Source organism: Streptomyces umbrinus, from assembly GCF_030817415.1.
In the GTDB taxonomy this organism is placed as follows: Bacteria; Actinomycetota; Actinomycetes; order Streptomycetales; family Streptomycetaceae; genus Streptomyces; species Streptomyces umbrinus_A.
Genome location: NZ_JAUSZI010000002.1, coordinates 1,426,791 through 1,444,285 on the forward strand (window position 1 = coordinate 1,426,791; position 17,495 = coordinate 1,444,285).

At 71.6% G+C, this 17,495-nt stretch carries 13 protein-coding genes; 7 read left to right on the forward strand and 6 right to left on the reverse strand.

Translation table 11 applies throughout. The features are described from left to right. Window positions 1-70 precede the first annotated feature (70 nt). Window positions 71-1,930 carry a cellulase family glycosylhydrolase gene (locus tag QF035_RS07130; RefSeq protein ID WP_307519038.1) on the reverse strand — a complete coding sequence of 620 codons (1,860 nt, stop codon included), beginning with the start codon at window positions 1,928-1,930 and terminating at the stop codon, window positions 71-73. Between the two features lie 98 nt (window positions 1,931-2,028). Continuing rightward, window positions 2,029-3,996: an elongation factor G gene (locus QF035_RS07135; protein WP_307519039.1), complete on the reverse strand. Its 1,968-nt coding sequence runs from the start codon at window positions 3,994-3,996 to the stop codon at window positions 2,029-2,031. Between the two features lie 259 nt (window positions 3,997-4,255). Between QF035_RS07135 and QF035_RS07140 the strand changes: the two genes are divergently transcribed. From QF035_RS07140 to QF035_RS07165, 6 genes are all read left to right on the forward strand, one after another. Then, the gene (locus QF035_RS07140) at window positions 4,256-4,762 is read left to right on the forward strand and encodes a (2Fe-2S)-binding protein (protein WP_307519040.1); all 507 of its coding nucleotides are present in this window, start codon (window positions 4,256-4,258) and stop codon (window positions 4,760-4,762) included. Further along, the gene (locus tag QF035_RS07145; protein WP_307519042.1) at window positions 4,759-7,140 is read left to right on the forward strand and encodes a xanthine dehydrogenase family protein molybdopterin-binding subunit; all 2,382 of its coding nucleotides are present in this window, start codon (window positions 4,759-4,761) and stop codon (window positions 7,138-7,140) included. The genes QF035_RS07140 and QF035_RS07145 overlap by 4 nt, the downstream gene beginning before the upstream one ends. Next, a complete protein-coding gene (locus QF035_RS07150) occupies window positions 7,137-7,997 on the forward strand; it encodes an FAD binding domain-containing protein (protein ID WP_307519043.1) in 861 nt (286 codons plus the stop codon). The genes QF035_RS07145 and QF035_RS07150 overlap by 4 nt, the downstream gene beginning before the upstream one ends. Window positions 7,998-8,644: 647 nt before the next feature. Further along, window positions 8,645-9,580 carry an AAA family ATPase gene (locus QF035_RS07155; protein ID WP_307519044.1) on the forward strand — a complete coding sequence of 312 codons (936 nt, stop codon included), beginning with the start codon at window positions 8,645-8,647 and terminating at the stop codon, window positions 9,578-9,580. Between the two features lie 12 nt (window positions 9,581-9,592). Continuing rightward, window positions 9,593-10,792: a vWA domain-containing protein gene (locus QF035_RS07160; protein ID WP_373466612.1), complete on the forward strand. Its 1,200-nt coding sequence runs from the start codon at window positions 9,593-9,595 to the stop codon at window positions 10,790-10,792. Then, window positions 10,785-11,888: an XdhC family protein gene (locus QF035_RS07165; protein WP_307519045.1), complete on the forward strand. Its 1,104-nt coding sequence runs from the start codon at window positions 10,785-10,787 to the stop codon at window positions 11,886-11,888. The genes QF035_RS07160 and QF035_RS07165 overlap by 8 nt, the downstream gene beginning before the upstream one ends. A gap of 78 nt (window positions 11,889-11,966) precedes the next feature. Here QF035_RS07165 and QF035_RS07170 read toward each other — a convergent pair whose 3' ends face one another. Beyond that, window positions 11,967-12,716 (reverse strand): SDR family NAD(P)-dependent oxidoreductase, encoded by a 750-nt coding sequence (locus QF035_RS07170; RefSeq protein WP_307519046.1) that lies wholly within the window; start codon window positions 12,714-12,716, stop codon window positions 11,967-11,969. 94 nt (window positions 12,717-12,810) lie between these two features. Here QF035_RS07170 and QF035_RS07175 point away from each other — a divergent pair, with 94 nt between their 5' ends. After that, entirely contained in the window at window positions 12,811-13,419 is a 609-nt protein-coding gene (locus tag QF035_RS07175) for a TetR/AcrR family transcriptional regulator (RefSeq protein WP_307519048.1), read from the forward strand. A 33-nt stretch (window positions 13,420-13,452) separates the two neighbouring features. Here QF035_RS07175 and QF035_RS07180 read toward each other — a convergent pair whose 3' ends face one another. The 3 genes from QF035_RS07180 to QF035_RS07190 all read right to left on the reverse strand — a co-directional run bounded on the left by QF035_RS07180 (window position 13,453) and on the right by QF035_RS07190 (window position 17,493). Further along, on the reverse strand, window positions 13,453-14,391 hold the full coding sequence (locus tag QF035_RS07180) for an aminoglycoside phosphotransferase family protein (protein WP_307519050.1): 939 nt from the start codon (window positions 14,389-14,391) through the stop codon (window positions 13,453-13,455). Window positions 14,392-14,478: 87 nt separating this feature from the next. Then, entirely contained in the window at window positions 14,479-14,994 is a 516-nt protein-coding gene (locus QF035_RS07185; protein WP_307519051.1) for a metallophosphoesterase family protein, read from the reverse strand. 27 nt (window positions 14,995-15,021) lie between these two features. Continuing rightward, window positions 15,022-17,493, reverse strand: coding sequence for a SpoIIE family protein phosphatase (locus QF035_RS07190; RefSeq protein ID WP_307519053.1), 2,472 nt, complete (start codon window positions 17,491-17,493; stop codon window positions 15,022-15,024). Window positions 17,494-17,495: the final 2 nt, after the last annotated feature.

Sequence of the window (17,495 nt, forward strand, 5' to 3'; positions counted from 1 at the left end):
GCGTGGGCGCGACCAGCCACGACGGACCCGCGGCCGAAGCACCGGACCCGGCGGAGCGGGGAGACAGTGCCTAGTTGAACTCCGCCGCCATCCACGAGGACAGCTCCGCCCGCGCCGCGCTGAGCACCGCAGCGGACGGGGCCGTCGCACCGTTGGTGACGAGGGCGTAGTGCAGCGCGCCCGAGTCCGCCGCGGTGAGCAACAGCCGCCGACTACCCGTGCCACCCGGCTCGGCCGCCACGGCGATCGGAGTGGTTCGGGTGTACGCGGGCGGACCGAACACCGTCCCGAGGTCGGAGACCACCGTGGTCGACGCGTTCGGGAAGGACGCCGGAAGATGCAGTTCCGTCGGCTCGGCACTGCCGTCGGAGCGCCAGACCTGCAGCGCGTACTGACCCGAACCCACCAGTTGGGCGACATTCGGCAGGGAACTCGGCACCGGGTTCCACGTCAGTGTCGTGGAGCCGTCCCGTGAGCGGTCCTCGTAGGTGAAGGCGAGCGAGCGGCCCGCCGTGGCGCTGGGGTAGACGCGGTCGAGCATCCGCGCGTCCTGGCGCAGCACGGCCTTGCCGGAGTCGTCGAGGCGTACCGCGGACAGGTCCTCGTCGTTCCAGGCGTCGCCCTCGGTCTGCACCTCGTTCGGGTTGTCGTTCATCAGCTCGTGGTGGCGGCCGTTGTAGATGTCCCACTGCCACTGGGAGCCGGACAGGACGGGACCCGAACTCGCCGGGTTTGCCCACCAGTTGGCTCCCTTCACCCGGGAGTCGAGGGCCTGGTACATCGCCTTGTAGACCGTCGGCGCCTTGTCGGAGACGGAGCCGGCGAGCGGGTGCCCGAACTCGCTGATGATCGCCGTCGTCCCGGTGGCCGTGGCCCGGTCGCGGATGGTGCCGAAGTCGCCGACGTACTGACCGTCCTCGGCCTTGCCCCACATGAAGACGCCGGAGATGGCCTTCTGGTCGTAGAAGTGGGTGTTGAAGACGTAGCGCGACCCGAGGGTCGAGTCGAGCAGTCCGCCCTCCTGCTTCTGGAAGTCGATGTTGGCGTTCCAGAACAGGTTCGGCTCGACGAAGGCCGGCTTGGCCTGCCAGCCCGCCGCGTCCATCCGGGCGCGGAACTTGACGTAGAACGGCCACAGGACGTCCTTCTCCCACGCCCGGCTGGTCTGGCCCGAGTCGTAGGTTCCCGCGTGCGGCTCGTTCCACGGGTCGAAGCCGACGACGCCCGCGAACTGGGTCGCGGTGAGGTTCTGCTTCACGTACGTCATCGTCTTCTGGGCGGTGTCGAGGAAGGCGTCCTGGAGGCCGTACTCGTTGTGCCAGAAGTCGTAAGTGGCCTGTGTCACGGCCGCGTTGGAGGTGATGTTCTGGCCCCAGAACGGGCAGATGCCGCAGTACTCGTCGGGGTAGTCACCGAGGTCGACGGCCCACTTCGGGGCGCCGTCGCCGGTGTACCAGCTGTCCGAGTCGAACAGCCAGCGGGAGTAGAGGTCCTGGTGGAAGTCGGGGTACACGCGGATGCCGGCGTCCAGGAACGCACGTATCTGGCCGGTGGCCGCGGCCAGGTAGGCCGGGTCCACCTGGCCGCGCGTGGGCTCCGCGTACGCCCAGGAGAGCAGGAAGCGGACGGAGTTGCCGCCGCCGAGCGCCCGGAGCGCGGTCGCGGACTTCTTGGCGTCCGCGACCGAGGCGAAGGGAAGGCCGTTGTTCTCCTTGAGTTTCGTCTCGCCGGAGACGTTGTAACCGCGCAGCACGACCTCGCGGCCGAGGCCGTCGGTGAAGCGGCCGTTCTGGACCGTGAGGGTCTCGGCGGCGGCCGGGTCGAACCACAGATCGTCGGGGAGGGCTGAGGCGGGCTGAGCTCCGGTGGTCGTCAGGAGACCGGTCAGGAGTACGAGGACGCCGAGCAGATGCGCACGCAACTTCGACATGTGCACAACAGTCGTGGGTGCGTCTTCGACCCGTCAAGACTCCTGACTTGAGAGTAAGTCACCTTTTCCGGAATGGCGTTGTGCCGATCGCCCGCCGCTCACCCGCCGATTCGCCGCGTCACGTTCAGCAGGTATTCCTTGCGGTTGAGCGGGTTGTGATCGGTACGCGGCCGCTCCCGGACCGTGCCTCGCGCGAGCGGCGCGTAGTGGTCGAACGCGGCCTCCAGCTCGCCCTCTCCGCTGGTCAGACCCGGTAGCTGTTGCTCAAGGCCGTGCACCTGGGCCGCGGGGATCGCGCCCTCCAGCACACATGAGGTGCCCCGCGTCTCCGTCGTCCGGGGCACCGCCCGCAGCCCGGCGAGGACCGGGAGCAGGGCGCCCAGCGAGTCCAACGGGGCCTCCAGGCGGAATCGGTGCATCGGCTCGTACACCTGGCTGCCTGCCTGTCGCAGCGCGTCCATCAGGACGAGCGGGGTGAGGCCGCGGAAGTCCGCCCCCGTGCTCGACATGCTCTTGTCGAAGCCCTGGTGCGCGTGGCTCTGCCGGGGCGAGTACCCGGAGTGCGTCATGGTGACCGTGCAGTCGGGGACCCGCCAGCCGTGGATTCCCTGGTCCAGGGTCTCCTTCACGGTGTCCTCGACGGCCTTGAAGAAGGCGTACGGCATCGACCCCAGCTCGACCTCCAGCCGGAACTCCACACCGGAGCCGACCGGGGCCGGATCGACGCGCAGCCCGACCGTGGCGAGGAACGGGTTGGGATCCTTGCCGTTGAACTCGACCGCCGCGCCACTGCCGACGGGCCGCTCGACACAGATCGTCGTCGTCTCGCGGAAGCCGACGTCGAGGCCGAACTCGTCGGCCAGGGTCGCCTGGACGACCTCCTTCTGCACCTCGCCGTAGAGGGACACGGAGATCTCCCGGCGCGTCTCGTCCAGACGCAGGTTGATCAGCGGGTCCTGCTCGGCGAGCTGGGTGAGTGCGGTGTGCAGGGTGCCCTTGTCGGCGGGACGGTTCGGCACGACGACGGTTTCGAGGGTCGGCGGAGCGAAGAAGTGCTCGTACGACGGGCGCGCCAGACCAATGCTGTCGCCGATCCTGATGCCGTCGAGGCCCCACAGCTTGCCGATGCGGCCGGCGGACAACAGTCCGTCCTGAGCGTCCGAGCCGCGTTCGAAGACACGGACCGCGGTGACCTTGCCTTCCTTGTCGTCCCCGAAGGTCACCCGGTCCCGGGTACGGAGGGTCCCGGAGAACATCCGCGCGTACGCGACCCGCTCCCCCGCCCGGCCCCGCTCGACCTTGAACACCGTGCCGGAGACCTGTTCTTCGGTGTCACTCCGGCCGGCGGGGAGCAGGTCCCTGATGCCGGTGATCAGCTCGTCCACGCCAGCGCCCGTCATGGCGGAGCCGAAGAACACCGGGTGCACGAGTGCCTGTCCGGTCTGGTCCGCGAGTGCCGCGCGGAGCAGGCCGTCCGGCACGCCTCCCTCGACATACGCGGTGAGCAGCCGGTCGTCGTGGTCGGCCAGCACGTCGAGCGCGTCCGGGGCGAGCCCCGGGACGACATGGGCCTCGGGCGTGCCCTGTCCGACGGTCCGGCCCATCGGGACCACGGCCGGGGTGAGGCGCTCGGCGACGGCCCGCAGCACGGCCTCGTCCCGTGCGCCGCGGCGGTCGATCTTGTTGACGAAGACGAGCGTGGGAACGCGCAGCCGCCGCAGCGTCCGCATCAGGACACGCGTCTGCGCCTGGACGCCCTCCACGGCCGAGACCACGAGCACGGCCCCGTCGAGCACGCTCAGCACCCGCTCCACCTCGGCGATGAAGTCCGGGTGGCCGGGTGTGTCGATCAGATTGACCGTGATGTCGTCGATCTCGAACGAGACGACGGCCGACTTGATGGTGATACCGCGCTGTCGTTCCAGCGCGAGCGAGTCGGTCTGGGTGCTGCCGTCGTCGACGCTGCCGATCTCGTCGATGATCCCGACGGTGTGCAGCAGCCGCTCGGTCAGGCTTGTCTTACCTGCGTCTACGTGCGCCAGAATTCCAAGGTTCAGCGTGTGCACCGCTTGTCATGTCCTTTGAAGTGAGAGGGATTCCTTCCTGGGTGGACATGAACGGTGCGCGCATTGCTGCTCCTTGATTCCGGTCGACTGTGCCTCGCGGCTGATCCCTTTCAGTCCATCAGGCCCTGGCATCCACGAGCAACGGATTAACGCTCAACAAAGCCTGTCGCGGCACTCGCCCCTCCCCGGACACGGTCCTAGAGTGACGCCCATCACGTCCGGTGGCTGATTTCCCTCGCACGGTTCCCTGGGAGGGCACATGACCCGCATCTCGGTGAAGGTGGACGGCACGACGTACGAGGACGAGGTGGAACCCCGTCTTCTGCTGATCCACTATCTGCGTGACCGGCTGGGTCTGACCGGCACCCCGATTGGCTGCGACACCTCCAACTGCGGGGCCTGCACGGTCGACCTGGACGGCGAGACCGTCAAGAGCTGCTCGGTGCTCACGGTCCAGGCCGACGGAAGCGAAGTGACCACCGTCCAGGGGCTGGCCACGAACGGGGAGTGGCATCCCCTGCAGAGGGCGTTCCACGAGCGGCACGCCCTGCAGTGCGGGTACTGCACGCCAGGCATGATCATGGCCGCGCGTGATCTGCTCCGCGAGAATCCGCAGCCGAGCGCGGACGACGTACGGCATGCGCTGGAAGGCAATCTCTGCCGGTGCACGGGCTATCAGAACATCGTGCGAGCGGTGCTGGCCGCCTCCGGAGCCCCCGAGGCGGATGTGGCCTCCGCGGTTTCCGGCCAGGAGGCGAGGACATGAGCGAGCAGATCACCGAGCGCGAGGTCGGCCGGTCCCGTGCCCGCAAGGAGGACGCCCGGCTGGTCACCGGTCAGACGAACTGGACCGACAACATCAGCGTCAACGGGCTGCTGCATCTGGCCATCCTGCGCAGCCCGATGGCGCACGCGCGCATCGGCCGTGTCGACGTGGCCCCCGCGCTCGAACGGCCCGGTGTCATCGCCGCGTTCACCGGTCGCGACCTCGCGGAGGGCACGGCCTCACTGCCGTGCGCCTGGCCGGTGACCGAGGACATCGTGCTGCCGGACCACCCGTCCGTCGCGGTCGACGAGGTGCGGTACGCGGGCGACCCGGTGGCGGTCGTCGTGGCCCGCGACCGGTACGCGGCCGCCGACGCGCTCGAAGCGATCGAGGTCGACTACGAGCCGCTGCCCCCGGTGCTCGACCTGGAGGCCGCGCTCGCCGACGACGCGCCACTGGTCCACTCGGACAAGGGAACCAACCGCTGTTACGTCTGGCCGCTGGCCACAGGCGAGAACTACGAGACGGTCAAACAGCGCGCCGACGTCGTCGTACGCCGCCGCTATCTCCAGCAGCGGCTCATCCCCAACGCCATGGAACCGCGCGCGGTGGTCGTCACCCCGCTCGCCGCGTCCGGCGAGTACACGGTGTACTCGGCGACCCAGGTCCCGCACGTCCTGCGGGTGATGCTCTCCATGGTCACCGGCGTCCCCGAGCACAAACTGCGCGTGGTCGCCCCCGACGTCGGCGGCGGCTTCGGCTCCAAGCTCCAGGTGTACGGCGAGGAGGTCATCGCCCTCGACATCGCGCGGCGCCTCGGCCGGCCGGTCAAGTGGACCGAGTCCCGCTCCGAGGGCTACCTCGCCACCCACCACGGACGCGGCCAGGTCCAGGACATCGAGGTCGCCGCGACCCGCGAGGGCAAGCTGCTCGGTCTCAAGGTCGACCTGCTCGCCGACATGGGCGCCTATCTGATGCTCGTCACTCCGGGCATCCCGATCCTGGGCGCCTTCATGTATCCGGCGATCTACAAGATGGACGCGTACGACTTCACATGCACGGGTGTCTTCACGACGCGCACGCCCACGGACGCGTACCGGGGTGCCGGGCGCCCGGAGGCGACGTACGCCATCGAGCGGATCATGGACGAGCTGGCCGTCGAACTCGGCCTGGATCCGGTGGAGTTGCGGCGCCGGAACTGGATCGGGCACGACGAGTTCCCGTACACGTCGGTCTCCGGGCTGACCTACGACAGCGGCAACTACGAGGCCGCCACCGACAAGGCGCTCACCCTCTTCGGGTACGACGAACTCCGTGCCGAGCAGGCCAAGCGGAACGAGAGCGGTGACGCCGTGCGGCTCGGGATCGGGGTGTCCACGTACACCGAGATGTGCGGGCTCGCGCCGAGCCGGGTGCTGCGGGATCTGCGGTACGCGGCCGGCGGCTGGGAGGCGGCGAGCATCCGCATGCTGCCCACCGGCAAGGTCGAGGTGATCACAGGGACCAGCCCGCACGGGCAGGGGCACGAGACCTGCTGGAGCCAGATCGCCGCCGATGTGCTCGGGGTGCCCTTCGAGGACATCGAGGTCGTGCACGGCGACACCAGGTCGGCGCCGCAGGGCATGGACACGTACGGGTCGCGGTCGCTCGTCGTCGGAGGCTCGGCCGTGCATCACGCGGCCCAGAAGGTCGTCGACAAGGCGCGGAAGGTGGCCGCGCATCTGCTGGAGGCCAGCGAGCACGACCTGGAGTTCACGGACGGCGCGTTCTCCGTGAAGGGGTCGCCCGAGGCACGGAAGACGATCCAGGAGGTCGCCTTCGACACGTTCTCCTCGCACGATCTGCCCGACGGCATGGAGCCGACCATCAACGCCGAGCACCTGCTCGACCCGGACAACTTCTCCTACCCGCACGGCACGCATCTGTGCGCGGTCGAGGTCGACACGGAGACCGGGCGGACGTCGATCCGTTCGTACGTCTGCGTCGACGACGTCGGCCGGGTCATCAACCCCGTGATCGTCGAGGGCCAGGTGCACGGCGGGCTCGCCCAGGGCATCGCGCAGGCACTGTACGAGGAGGCCGTGTACGACGACGAGGGCAACCTGGTCTCGGGCACGATGGCCGACTATCTGGTGCCCTCCGCGGTGGATCTGCCCGAGTTCACGACCGGCCGTACGGAGACGCCCGCCACCTCGAATCCCTTGGGGGTGAAGGGAGTTGGCGAGGCCGGCACGATCGCCTCGACACCCGCCGTCGTCAACGCGATCGTGGACGCGCTCCGCCCGCTGGGCGTCCAGGACATCGCGATGCCCTGCTCGCCGGGGCGGGTGTGGGAGGCCCTGCAGTCCGCTCGGGCCAGGAAGGAGACCCGGTCATGATTCCTCCGGCATTCGAGTACGTCAGGCCCGCGAGCGTCGACGAGGCCGTACGGACGCTCGGCGCTGCGGGCGAGGACGCGAAGGTACTGGCGGGCGGGCAGAGCCTGCTCCCGCTGCTGCGGTTGCGGCTCACCTTCCCCGAACTGGTCGTGGACGTCGGCCGGATACCCGGGCTGCGCGGGGTGCGCGAGGACGGCGGCACGCTCGTCATCGGCGCGCTGACCACGCACCACGACGTCCTCGCGGATCCGCTGGTACGCCGTCATGCGGGCCTTCTCGCGGCGGCCACGGCGACGGTCGCCGATCCCGCGATACGCCATCGGGGCACCCTCGGCGGCTCGCTCGCCCATGCCGATCCCGCGGGCGATCTGCCGGCGGTGGCGCTCGCGCTGGACGCGGAGTTGGTCGCGGCGGGGCCCGGGGGCCAACGGACCATCCCGGCAAGGGAGTTCTTCGTCGACTACCTCCAGACCTCGTTGCGGCCGGACGAGTTGCTGGTCGAGGTGCGGCTCCCTATGACGGACAAAGCCGAAGGCTGGGGCTTCCACTACGAGAAGTTCAGTCGGGTGGCACAGGCCTGGGCCGTGGTCGGCGTCGCGGCGCTGGTGCGGCGCGACCACGGGCACATCGCCGAGGCGCGGGTCGGTCTCAGCAACATGGGATCCACTCCGCTGCGGGCCTCGGCGACCGAGGAGGCGCTGGTGGGGGTGGGGCCGGACGGCGTGGCGGGGGCCGCGCGGTCGGCGGCGGAGGGCACCCGGCCGACCGGCGACCCGTCCGCCTCGCCCGAGTACCGGGCGCATCTGGCACGGGTGCTGACGCGGCGCTCGGTGCTGGCCGCCGCGGGGATGGGGTGAGGAGCCGATCGCACGCATGGACGGAGCGGGGTCAGGGTCCTGGTCGGAGTCGGAGTCCGGATCATCACCGGGGCCGGGGCCGGGGTCGGGATCGGGATCGAGGTCAGGTGCAGGCACGGGTGCCGAGTCGGGCTCTGGGCCGGGGGCAGGCTCGGGGGCCGGGTCGGGGTCGGGGTCGGAGTCGGAGTCGGAGTCCGGATCATCACCGGGGCCGGGGTCGGCATCGAGGTCGGGATCGAGGTCAGGTGCAGGCACGGGTGCCGAGTCGGGCTCTGGGCCGGGGTCGGGCTCGGGGGCCGGGTCGGGGTCGGGGTCGGAGTCGGAGTCCGGATCATCACCGGGGCCGGGGTCGGCATCGAGGTCGGGGGCAGGCTCGGGTTCCGGGCCGGGGCCGGGTGCAATCTCGGGTTCCGGGTCGGGCTCGGCGCCGAGGTCGAAGTCGAGGTCGGGTGCCGAGTCGGGCTCCGGGCTGGGGTCGGGCTCGGGCTCGGGCTCGGGCTCGGGCTCGGGCTCGGGGTCCGGAGCGGGCCCAGGGTCCGGGGCAGGGCTTGGGTCGAGGTCGGGTTCCGGGGCGGGCTCGGGCCATGGTGGGTCGGCCGACGGCCACTTGAGCGCCGACGGGCCGTCCGACGACCGACCGGGCGGCCATGGGGCGTCCCTCGGCGACCCGGACGGGGGCGAGCCGCCCGGTGGCGGGACCGCCTGGCCGAAGGGCGCCCGGGGATGTGCGGGAGCGGCTTGAGGCGACGGGGTACCTCGTCGACGACGGCCTGGCGGTCGCGTGTTTCCTCGCCCTGAAGCTGCGCCGGCCGATCTTCTGCGAGGGCGACGCGGGTGTGGGCAAGACCTCGCTCGCGTCGGCCCTCGCCGCCGCGCTGGACGCCCCGCTGATCCGCCTCCAGTGCTACGAGGGCATCGACGCCTCGCAGGCGCTGTACGACTGGGACTTCCCGCGCCAGTTGCTGCATCTGCGGGCGGCCGAGGCGGCCGGTGTCACCGACGCCGACCGCCTTGAGGGCGAGTTGTACGGGCGGCGGTTCCTGGTCGCCCGGCCGCTGCTGCGGGCCCTGGAGACCCAGCCGTGCGTGCTGCTCGTCGACGAGATCGACCGTGCCGACGACGAGTTCGAGGCGTTCCTGCTGGAGCTGCTGTCCGAGTACACGGTCACCGTCCCCGAACTCGGCACCCTGCGCGCCGAGTCGCCGCCCGTCGTGGTCCTCACGTCGAACCGGACCCGTGAGGTGCACGACGCGCTCAAGCGGCGCTGTCTCTACCACTGGTTCGACCATCCCGGCTTCGCCCGCGAACTGGCCATCGTACGAAGGCGGTTGCCGGGTGTGACGGCACGGCTCGCCGAGCAGGTGACCGGCCTCGTACAGGCGCTGCGCGCGGAGGATCTGGTGAAGCCGCCGGGGGTCGCGGAGACGATCGACTGGGCGGAGGCACTGGACGCGCTGGGCGCCACGGAGGTCGACGCGGAGCTGGCGGTGGCCACGCTGGGGTCGGTGCTGAAGTACCGGGAGGACCTGGAACGGGCCCGGGGGCTCGATCTGGCGGCGCTGCTCTCGGTACGTGGCGCGTGAGGTGCGTACGGCGTGCGCGGAGCGGGGCGTGAGGTGACCGGGACGGAGCGCGGGGCCGGCGTCGAGGAACGCGCCGGGGCGTACGTCGACGTGCCCGCCGTCCTCGTCGGCTTCGCCCGTGCCCTGCGCGCCGCGGGGGTCGAGGCGGGGCCCGACCGCGTACAGGCCTTCCTCGGCGCGCTCGACGTGCTGCGGCCCGGGATGCGGTCCGACGTGTACTGGTCGGGGCGGCTCACGCTGTGCGGCAGCCGGGACGATCTGGAGCGGTACGACCGGGTGTTCGCCGCCTACTTCGGGGGCGCGGCGTCCGGGGGCCGGGGTATGCGCGCCGCTCCCCCGCCGCGACTGCGGATGACCGTACGGGACGCCGGGCCCGCTCCCCGTGCGCAGGTCGAGGGCGAACGGGATGCCGTACCCACGGCGGTCCTCGCGAGTTCCGCCGAGGTGCTGCGGCACCGGGACTTCGCCGGGCTCACCGACGCCGAGCGGGGTCAACTCCGGCGGCTGCTGGCCGCGTTCGCCTTGCGGGGCGAGCTCCGGCGTACCGCCCGGCTGCGGCCGGCCAGACGCGGGGTCGTCGATCCGCGGCGCACCGTGCGGGAGGTGCTGCGGCGGGGCGGCGAGCCCGCGCCGCCCCGGATGCGGGCCCGGGCCGAGCGACCTCGCCGGGTGGTGCTGCTGGTGGATGTGAGCGGCTCGATGGCCGCGTACGCGGACGCGCTGCTGCGGTTCGCGCACGCCGCCGCGCACGCCGGGCCGTACGGCGGCCGGGCTCGTACGGAGGTGTTCACGATCGGTACGCGGCTGACCCGGGTGACCCGTGAGCTGACCCACCGCGATCCCGAGGCCGCGATGGCCGCGGTCGCCGCGGCCGTGCCGGACTGGCGCGGCGGCACCCGGCTCGGCGAACTGCTGCGGGGCTTCCTCGACCGGTGGGGGCAGCGCGGTATGGCGCGCGGCGCGGTGGTCGTCGTGCTGTCGGACGGCTGGGAGCGTGGCGATCCGGAGCTGCTCGCGGCCCAGATGCGACGCTTGCACCGGCTGGCGCACCGGGTGATCTGGGCGAATCCGCGCAAGGCCCGTCCCGACTACGCGCCCCTGGCCGCGGGTATGGCGGCGGCGCTGCCGAGCGTTGACTCATTCGTCGAGGGACACAGCCTGGCCGCGCTGGAACGTCTGGCGGCGGTGGTGAGAGGAGCGGGCGATGCGTGAGATCCTCCCGGCGCTCGGCCGGTGGTACGCGGAGGGCTCGCCCTTCGGTCTCGCCACGGTCGTCGCCGTCAGCCGGAGCGCGCCACGGGATCCGGGCGCCTCCATGGCCGTCGGTCCCGGTGACGAGGTCGTGGGCAGTGTGTCCGGCGGCTGTGTCGAGGGCGCGGTGTTCGAGCTGGCCCAGGACGTGGTGGAGTCCGGCGAGGCACGGCTCGAAACCTTCGGGTACAGCGACGAGGACGCGTTCGCCGTCGGTCTGACCTGCGGCGGGGAGATCACCCTCCTCGTACGGCCCGTCACGGCCGGCCTCGATCCGTCCTTCGGGGCGGTCGCGGAGTCGGTGGCCGCGGGCCGCCCGGTGACCGTGGCGACGGTGATCGACGGCCCTGCCCGGCGCGGCGCGACCCTCGCCGTCTGGGAGGACGAGGTGTCGGGCACGCTCGGCACGACGGGCCTGGATGTGGCGGTGACCGCCGACGCGCGGGGCGAACTGGCCCTGGGCGCCACGGGGCAGCGGCACTACGGCCCGCGCGGCGAGCGGCGCGAGGACGCCGTGACGGTCTTCCTGCACTCCTTCGCTCCCCCGCCGCGGATGCTGGTCTTCGGGGCGATCGACTACGCGGCCGCCGTGGCCCGGATCGGCGCCTTCCTCGGTTACCGGGTGACCGTGTGCGACGCGCGGCCCGTCTTCGCCACCCCGAAACGCTTCCCGGCTGGCGTGGAGGTCGTCGTCGAGTGGCCGCACCGCTATCTGCACTCCACCCCGACCGACGAACGCACGGTGATCTGCGTCCTCACCCACGACCCCAAGTTCGACGTGCCGCTCCTGGAGGAGGCGCTGCGCAGGCCGGCCGCGTACATCGGGGCCATGGGCAGCCGGCGTACGCACGACGACCGGATGAAACGGCTGCGGGACGGCGGTCTCGGCGAGGCCGAACTGGCCCGGCTGCGCTCGCCGGTCGGCCTCGACCTCGGAGCGCGTACGCCCGAGGAGGTGGCCGTGTCCGTCGCCGCCGAGATCGTCGCCCTGCGCTGGGGCGGCAGCGGCGCCCCGCTGACGGCGACGGCCGGGGAGATCCACCCTCGGGAACAGTGACAGGCCCGCGCCCTGCTCTGCGGACGGCCGGATGCGGTTTGCTCCGTGACGGACGCTGCTCACGTGGCGGACCGCGGGTCAGATCTGGTTCTCGCCGCCGTCGACGTACAGGTTGGCTCCGAGGATGAACCTGCTCTGTTCGGAAGCGAGGAAGGCCACCACGTCGGCGACGTCCTCCGGGGTCCCGATCCGGCCCAGTGGGACACCCGCGGCGAACTGTGACTTGGTGAGGGGCGTGTCTCCCGCGGCCACGGCGTCGAGTCCGGGAGTGTCGATGGTGCCCGGGGAGATCGCGTTGACCCGGATGCCGTGGCCCTTGAGCTCGTTGGCCCAGGTCCGGGCGAAGGACCGTATCGCCGCCTTGGAGGCCGCGTACGCGCCGAACGCCGCGACACCGTCATCGGCGCGCACCGAGGAGTTCAGGATCACCGACGCGCCGTCGTTGAGCAGCGGCAGTGCCTTCTGCACTGTGAACAACGTGCCCCGGACGTTGACGCCGAAGGTCTCCTCGAAGTGCTCCTCGGTGACCTGCTCCAGCGTCGCGAACGACCCGGTGCCGGCGTTGGCGAACAGCACGTCCAGTCCCCGGCCCCGGGCGCGGACCATGTCATAGAGCCGGTCCAGGTCGGCGAGGTTCGAGATGTCGCCCACCACCGCGGTGGCCCCTGCCGAGCCGATCGTCCCGACGGCCGTGTCGAGTACGGCCTTGCGCCGGCCGGTGATGAACACGTGCGCGCCCTCGGCCGCCAGCCGAACGGCGGTGGCCAGGCCGATCCCGGTGCCGCCGCCGGTGACGACGGCGGTCTTGCCTTCTAGCTGCTGCCCCATGCCGGTAACCTCCATGAATTTCAGTACCGATCAGTACCGAACGGGACCGTAGCACATCTGCACCGACCGGTACGGAAGAGGTATGGTTGGGCGCATGGCGACACGACAGAAGGCACCGATGGGCCGACCGAGAGGTTTCGACGCCGAAGAGGCCCTCGAAAAGGCCATACGGGTCTTCTGGGAACAGGGCTACGAGGGCGCCAGCCTCACCGACCTGACCAACGCCATGGGCATCACCCGCACCAGCATGTACGCGGCCTTCGGCAACAAGGAGGACCTGTTCCGCAAGGCCCTGGAGCGCTATACCGAAGGCCCCGCCTCGTACGGGGCCCGGGCGTTGCAGGAACCGACCGCCCGCCAGGTCGCCATCGTCTTCCTCAACGGCTCCGTCCGGGCCACCACCCGCCCCGGCTGCCCCACCGGATGCCTCGGCGTCCAGGGATCCCTCGCCGCCGGCGACACGGGAAGCAACGCCCGGGACGCCCTCATCACCTGGCGCAACGAGCACACCTCCCTCCTCCGCGACCGGTTCCGGCGAGCCGTCGACGAAGGTGACCTGCCTCCCGACACCGATCCCGAACTACTGGCCCACTACCTCATGACCGTGGCGAACGGCATCGCCGTCCAGGCCGTCGGCGGCACCACCCGCGAACGCCTCCAGCGGGTGGCCGACATGGCCCTGCGGAGCTGGCCGGCTGCCTGACGACCGAGGGCGTCGGCCTCACGCGTCGTCGTGTCAGGTCTCGTCGTGGAAGTCGGCGATGATCGCTTCGAGGTGGCGCAGGGCCGTGGTCACGCGGGCCGGGTCCTCCTGGAAGAAGGGGTCGTCGAGTACGGGCAGTGATCCGGCGAGCGCCCAGCCGCGTCCGCGTGCCCAGGTGGCGTCGTCGTCGCCGAGTGCCTCGCGGAAGGTGCCGCGTGCCGCGTCGGGGAGGAACTTCCACGCGGGCAGCACGTCGACGGCGGGGTCGCCGACGCCCAGCGTGCCGAAGTCGATGACCGCGCTGAGGTGGCCGTCGACGGACAGCAGGTTGCCGGTCGCGAGGTCGCCGTGGAACCAGACCGGCGGTCCGTCCCAGGCGGGTGCCGCGAGCGCCGCGTCCCACACGGCCGTCACCGCGTCGGTGTCGACCACGCCCTTCAGTTTGGCGATCTTCGGCCGGACCACCGCGTCGGCGGCCAGCGAGTCGCGTTCGTCGCCCATGGGTACCCCGCGGAACGCGTTGCTCCACTGCGGTCCTGGACCGTCGGTGGCATCGATCTTCCGCAACGCCCTGATGAACTCGGCGAGTTGTCCGGCCGCCCGCACCGGATCGGCGAGCCCCTCGGTGGTCGCCGTCTCGCCCTCCAGCCACCGGTAGACCGACCAGGGGAAGGGGTAGCCCTCCCCCGGTACGCCCGCCGCGAGCGGTTCGGACACCGTCAGCGGCAGATACGGGGCGAGCAGCGGCAGCCAGCGGTGCTCGCGCTCGACCTGCCCGACCCAGCGCGGGTAGCGGGGCAGCCGTACGGACAGGACGTTGCCCAGCCGGAACGTCGCGTTGTCCATCCCGGACCGGGGCACCGGCGAGATCGGGAGTTCGGCCCACCGGGGGAACTGGACGGCGAGCAGACGGCGGACGAGATCGGCGTCGATGGTCACGTCGTCGTGGGCATGCGGGTCACCGGATGACAAGGGTCAACTCCTGTGTGCGGACCGGGAAGCGGCCGACCCATCCCATCCGCCGGAACATTCATCGTCCACTGGTTTTCTGCCGGCCCGTCAGCCGTCCCCCGTTGTGCGGGGCGGCAGCGGGTGGAGTCGTACCTCGGTGAGCTCGCCGTCCTTCACCGCCGCCGTCATGTACGTGCAGTGCGGCTGGCGTCGGCGGTCGGTGGGCGAGCCCGGGTTGAGGAGCCGCAGGCCGGTCGGGGCCGTGGTGTCCCAGGGGATGTGGCTGTGGCCGAAGACCAGGACGTCGAGGTCCGGGAAGCGGGCGGCGCAGCGCGTCTCGCGGCCTTGAGCGGCTCCGGTCTCGTGGACGACTCCGACGCGCAGGCCGTCGAGGTCGGCCCGGGCGATCTCGGGGAGGCGGGCCCTGAGTTCGGGGCCGTCGTTGTTGCCGTACACGCCGATGAACCGGTTCGAGCGGCTCTCCAGGAGGTCGAGGGTGGCGGTGTCCACCCAGTCGCCCGCGTGGATCACGACGTCGGCGCGCGGGAGTTCGGCGAGGAGCGGTGCCGGGAGCTGCTTGGCGCGCTTGGGGAGGTGGGTGTCGGACATCAGGAGGAGGCGCACGCGATCAGCCTAGGGCGGGCGGTTCCGTCACGGCGGTTCGGTCACGGGCGGTTCGGTCACGGCGATCTCGGCCCACACCTGCTTGCCGCCGCTGACCGGGACCGTTCCCCAGGTCGCGGAGAGTGCCTCGACGAGGAGGATGCCGCGGCCGCCGGTGGCCTCCCAGCCGATGCTGGTGGGCTTGATGGGCGTACGCGGCGAGGCGTCGGCGACGGCGATGCGCAGGCGGTCGTTGATGAGGGTGAGGTCGAAGCGGACCTGGCCGTCGGTGTGCACGAGGGCGTTGGTGACGAGTTCGGAGACGATCAGGAGGATGGCGTCGTACTCCTCCGTCATGCCCCAGGCGCGCAGGGTGCGCCGGGTGAAGCGGCGGGCGTGGCGGACGGCCTCGGGTACGCGCCACACGGTCCAGCTCTCGCGCAGCGGCCGCAGGTCGAGTCCGTCGTAGCGCATGAGGAGCAGGGCCACGTCGTCGCTGCGGTTGGCACCCGCGAGCAGGGCGTCGGCGACGAGTCCGAGGTGGGCGGGGTCGGCGGCGGACAGCTCGTCGCACAGCCTGTTCAGGCCGTCCTCCATTTCGAGCTCGGAGGACTCGACGAGGCCGTCCGTGGTGAGGGCCACGATGGTGCCGGGCCGGAGCGGCAGCGGGCTCATCGGGAAGTCGGCCTGGGTGATGACGCCGAGCGGCGGTCCGCCCTCCGTGACGACGATCTCGGTGGTGCCGTCCGGGTGACGCAGGACGGGCGGCAGATGTCCGGCGCGTACACACCAGGCCGTGCCCTCCGCCATGTCGACGTCGACGTAGCAGCAGGTGGCGAAGAGGTCGGTCTCCATGTCCATGAGCAGGCGGTTGGCGTGCGAGACGACCACGTCCGGCGGGTGACCCTCCACGGCGTACGCGCGTAGCGCGGTGCGCATCTGGCCCATGAGGGTGGCGGCCTGGGCGTTGTGCCCCTGGACGTCACCGATGACGAGGGCGACATGGCTGTCGGGCAGCGGGATCACGTCGTACCAGTCGCCGCCGACCTCCAGGCCCGCCGTGGTGGGCAGATAGCGGGCCACGGCCTCCGCGCCCGGCAGGGGAGGCAGTCTGCGCGGGAGGAGGGTGCGCTGGAGCATGCCGACGAGTTCGTGTTCGGCGTCGAAGGCGTGGGCACGCATGAGGGCCTGGCCCGCGAGGCCGGCGGAGGCGGTGAGCAGGGCACGCTCGTCGGGGCCGAAGTCGTGCGGGGTGTCCCAGCCGATGAGGCAGGCGCCGGCCATTCGGCCGCTGCCGGCCGGCAGCGGGAGGATGGCGAGGCCGCCGGGACCGACCTCGGCGAGCGTGGCCTCCAGTGGGGTTCCGGCCGGCCAGATGGCCGCGCGTCCGTCGCGCAGGGCTGCCGCCAGGGTCGGCATGGTGCGGACGGGCGCGTCGGGCCACTCCGAGCGCCACTCCGAGCGCCAGACCTCGGGCCAGGCCTCCGGTTCGGGCGGGTCCAGGACGGTGACGACGAGGCGGTCGCCCTCCAGCTCGGCCAGGGCGATCCGGTCGGCCTTCAGGGGCCGGCGCAGGGCGGTGACGACGGCCTGGCTGACGTCGTGGACGGTGCCCGCGGTGGCGAGGGCCGCGGCGAGGCGCTGGACGCGGGCGACCTCGTTGCCGCCGGAGCGCAGCTTGGAGGCGTCCGCGACGGTGCCCACCAGCCGGGACGGGCGCCCGTCGGCGGCCGGCAGCAGTCGCGCGCGCAGCCTGAGCCACCGCTGGTCGCCCGAGGGCTGGAGGATACGGAACTCCAGCTCGCGCTCGCCGATGGACATGTGGTCGGACTCCACCACGGACATCAGCGAGGGCAGGTCCTCCGGCACGGTCATGCCCAGCAGGGTCTCGACCTTGCCGTCGAACTCGTCGGGGGCGAGCCCGAACAGCTCCAGCATCTCGTCGTCGACCTCGACGCGCCCGGTGTCCATGGCCAGGCTGAACGAGCTGCTGGGCAGGTCCTCGGAGTCCGCGGACCGGGTGGAGGGCGGGAAGGAGACGGCCTCGGCGAGCAGTTCGAGGCAGCTGCGGTCCTCGGTGCCGAAGCCGCCCGGGTTCTCGTTCACGGCGACCAGACAGCCGCCGCCGCGCGGGTCCGGGGGCAGCGGCAGGGCGGCCAGCCAGAAGTCCCCCGCGGGCATCGGGCGGGCGCCGGGGCGCACGGCGAGTTCCTCGGGGCTGAGCCACAGGGGCCGGCCGATCCGGTAGGCGTCCGCCGCGGGCGAGCCGCCGGAGAGCGGGTAGCTGTCGCGCAGTCCGTACAGGGACCGGGGTACGCCCGCCGCCTCGATCAGACACAGTTGGTCACCGCTGTCGCCCGGCGCGTACACGGTGGCGAGTGTCGCGCCACCGAACACGAGTGCCTGTTCGAGCACGCTCCGTAGCCGTTCGGGGGCCCCGAGGTCCGCGTGAAGCGTCTTGAGGGCAAGTTCGGTACGCAGCGTTCTCGTTCTGCGTTCCGCAGCGCCCTCACTGACCACGT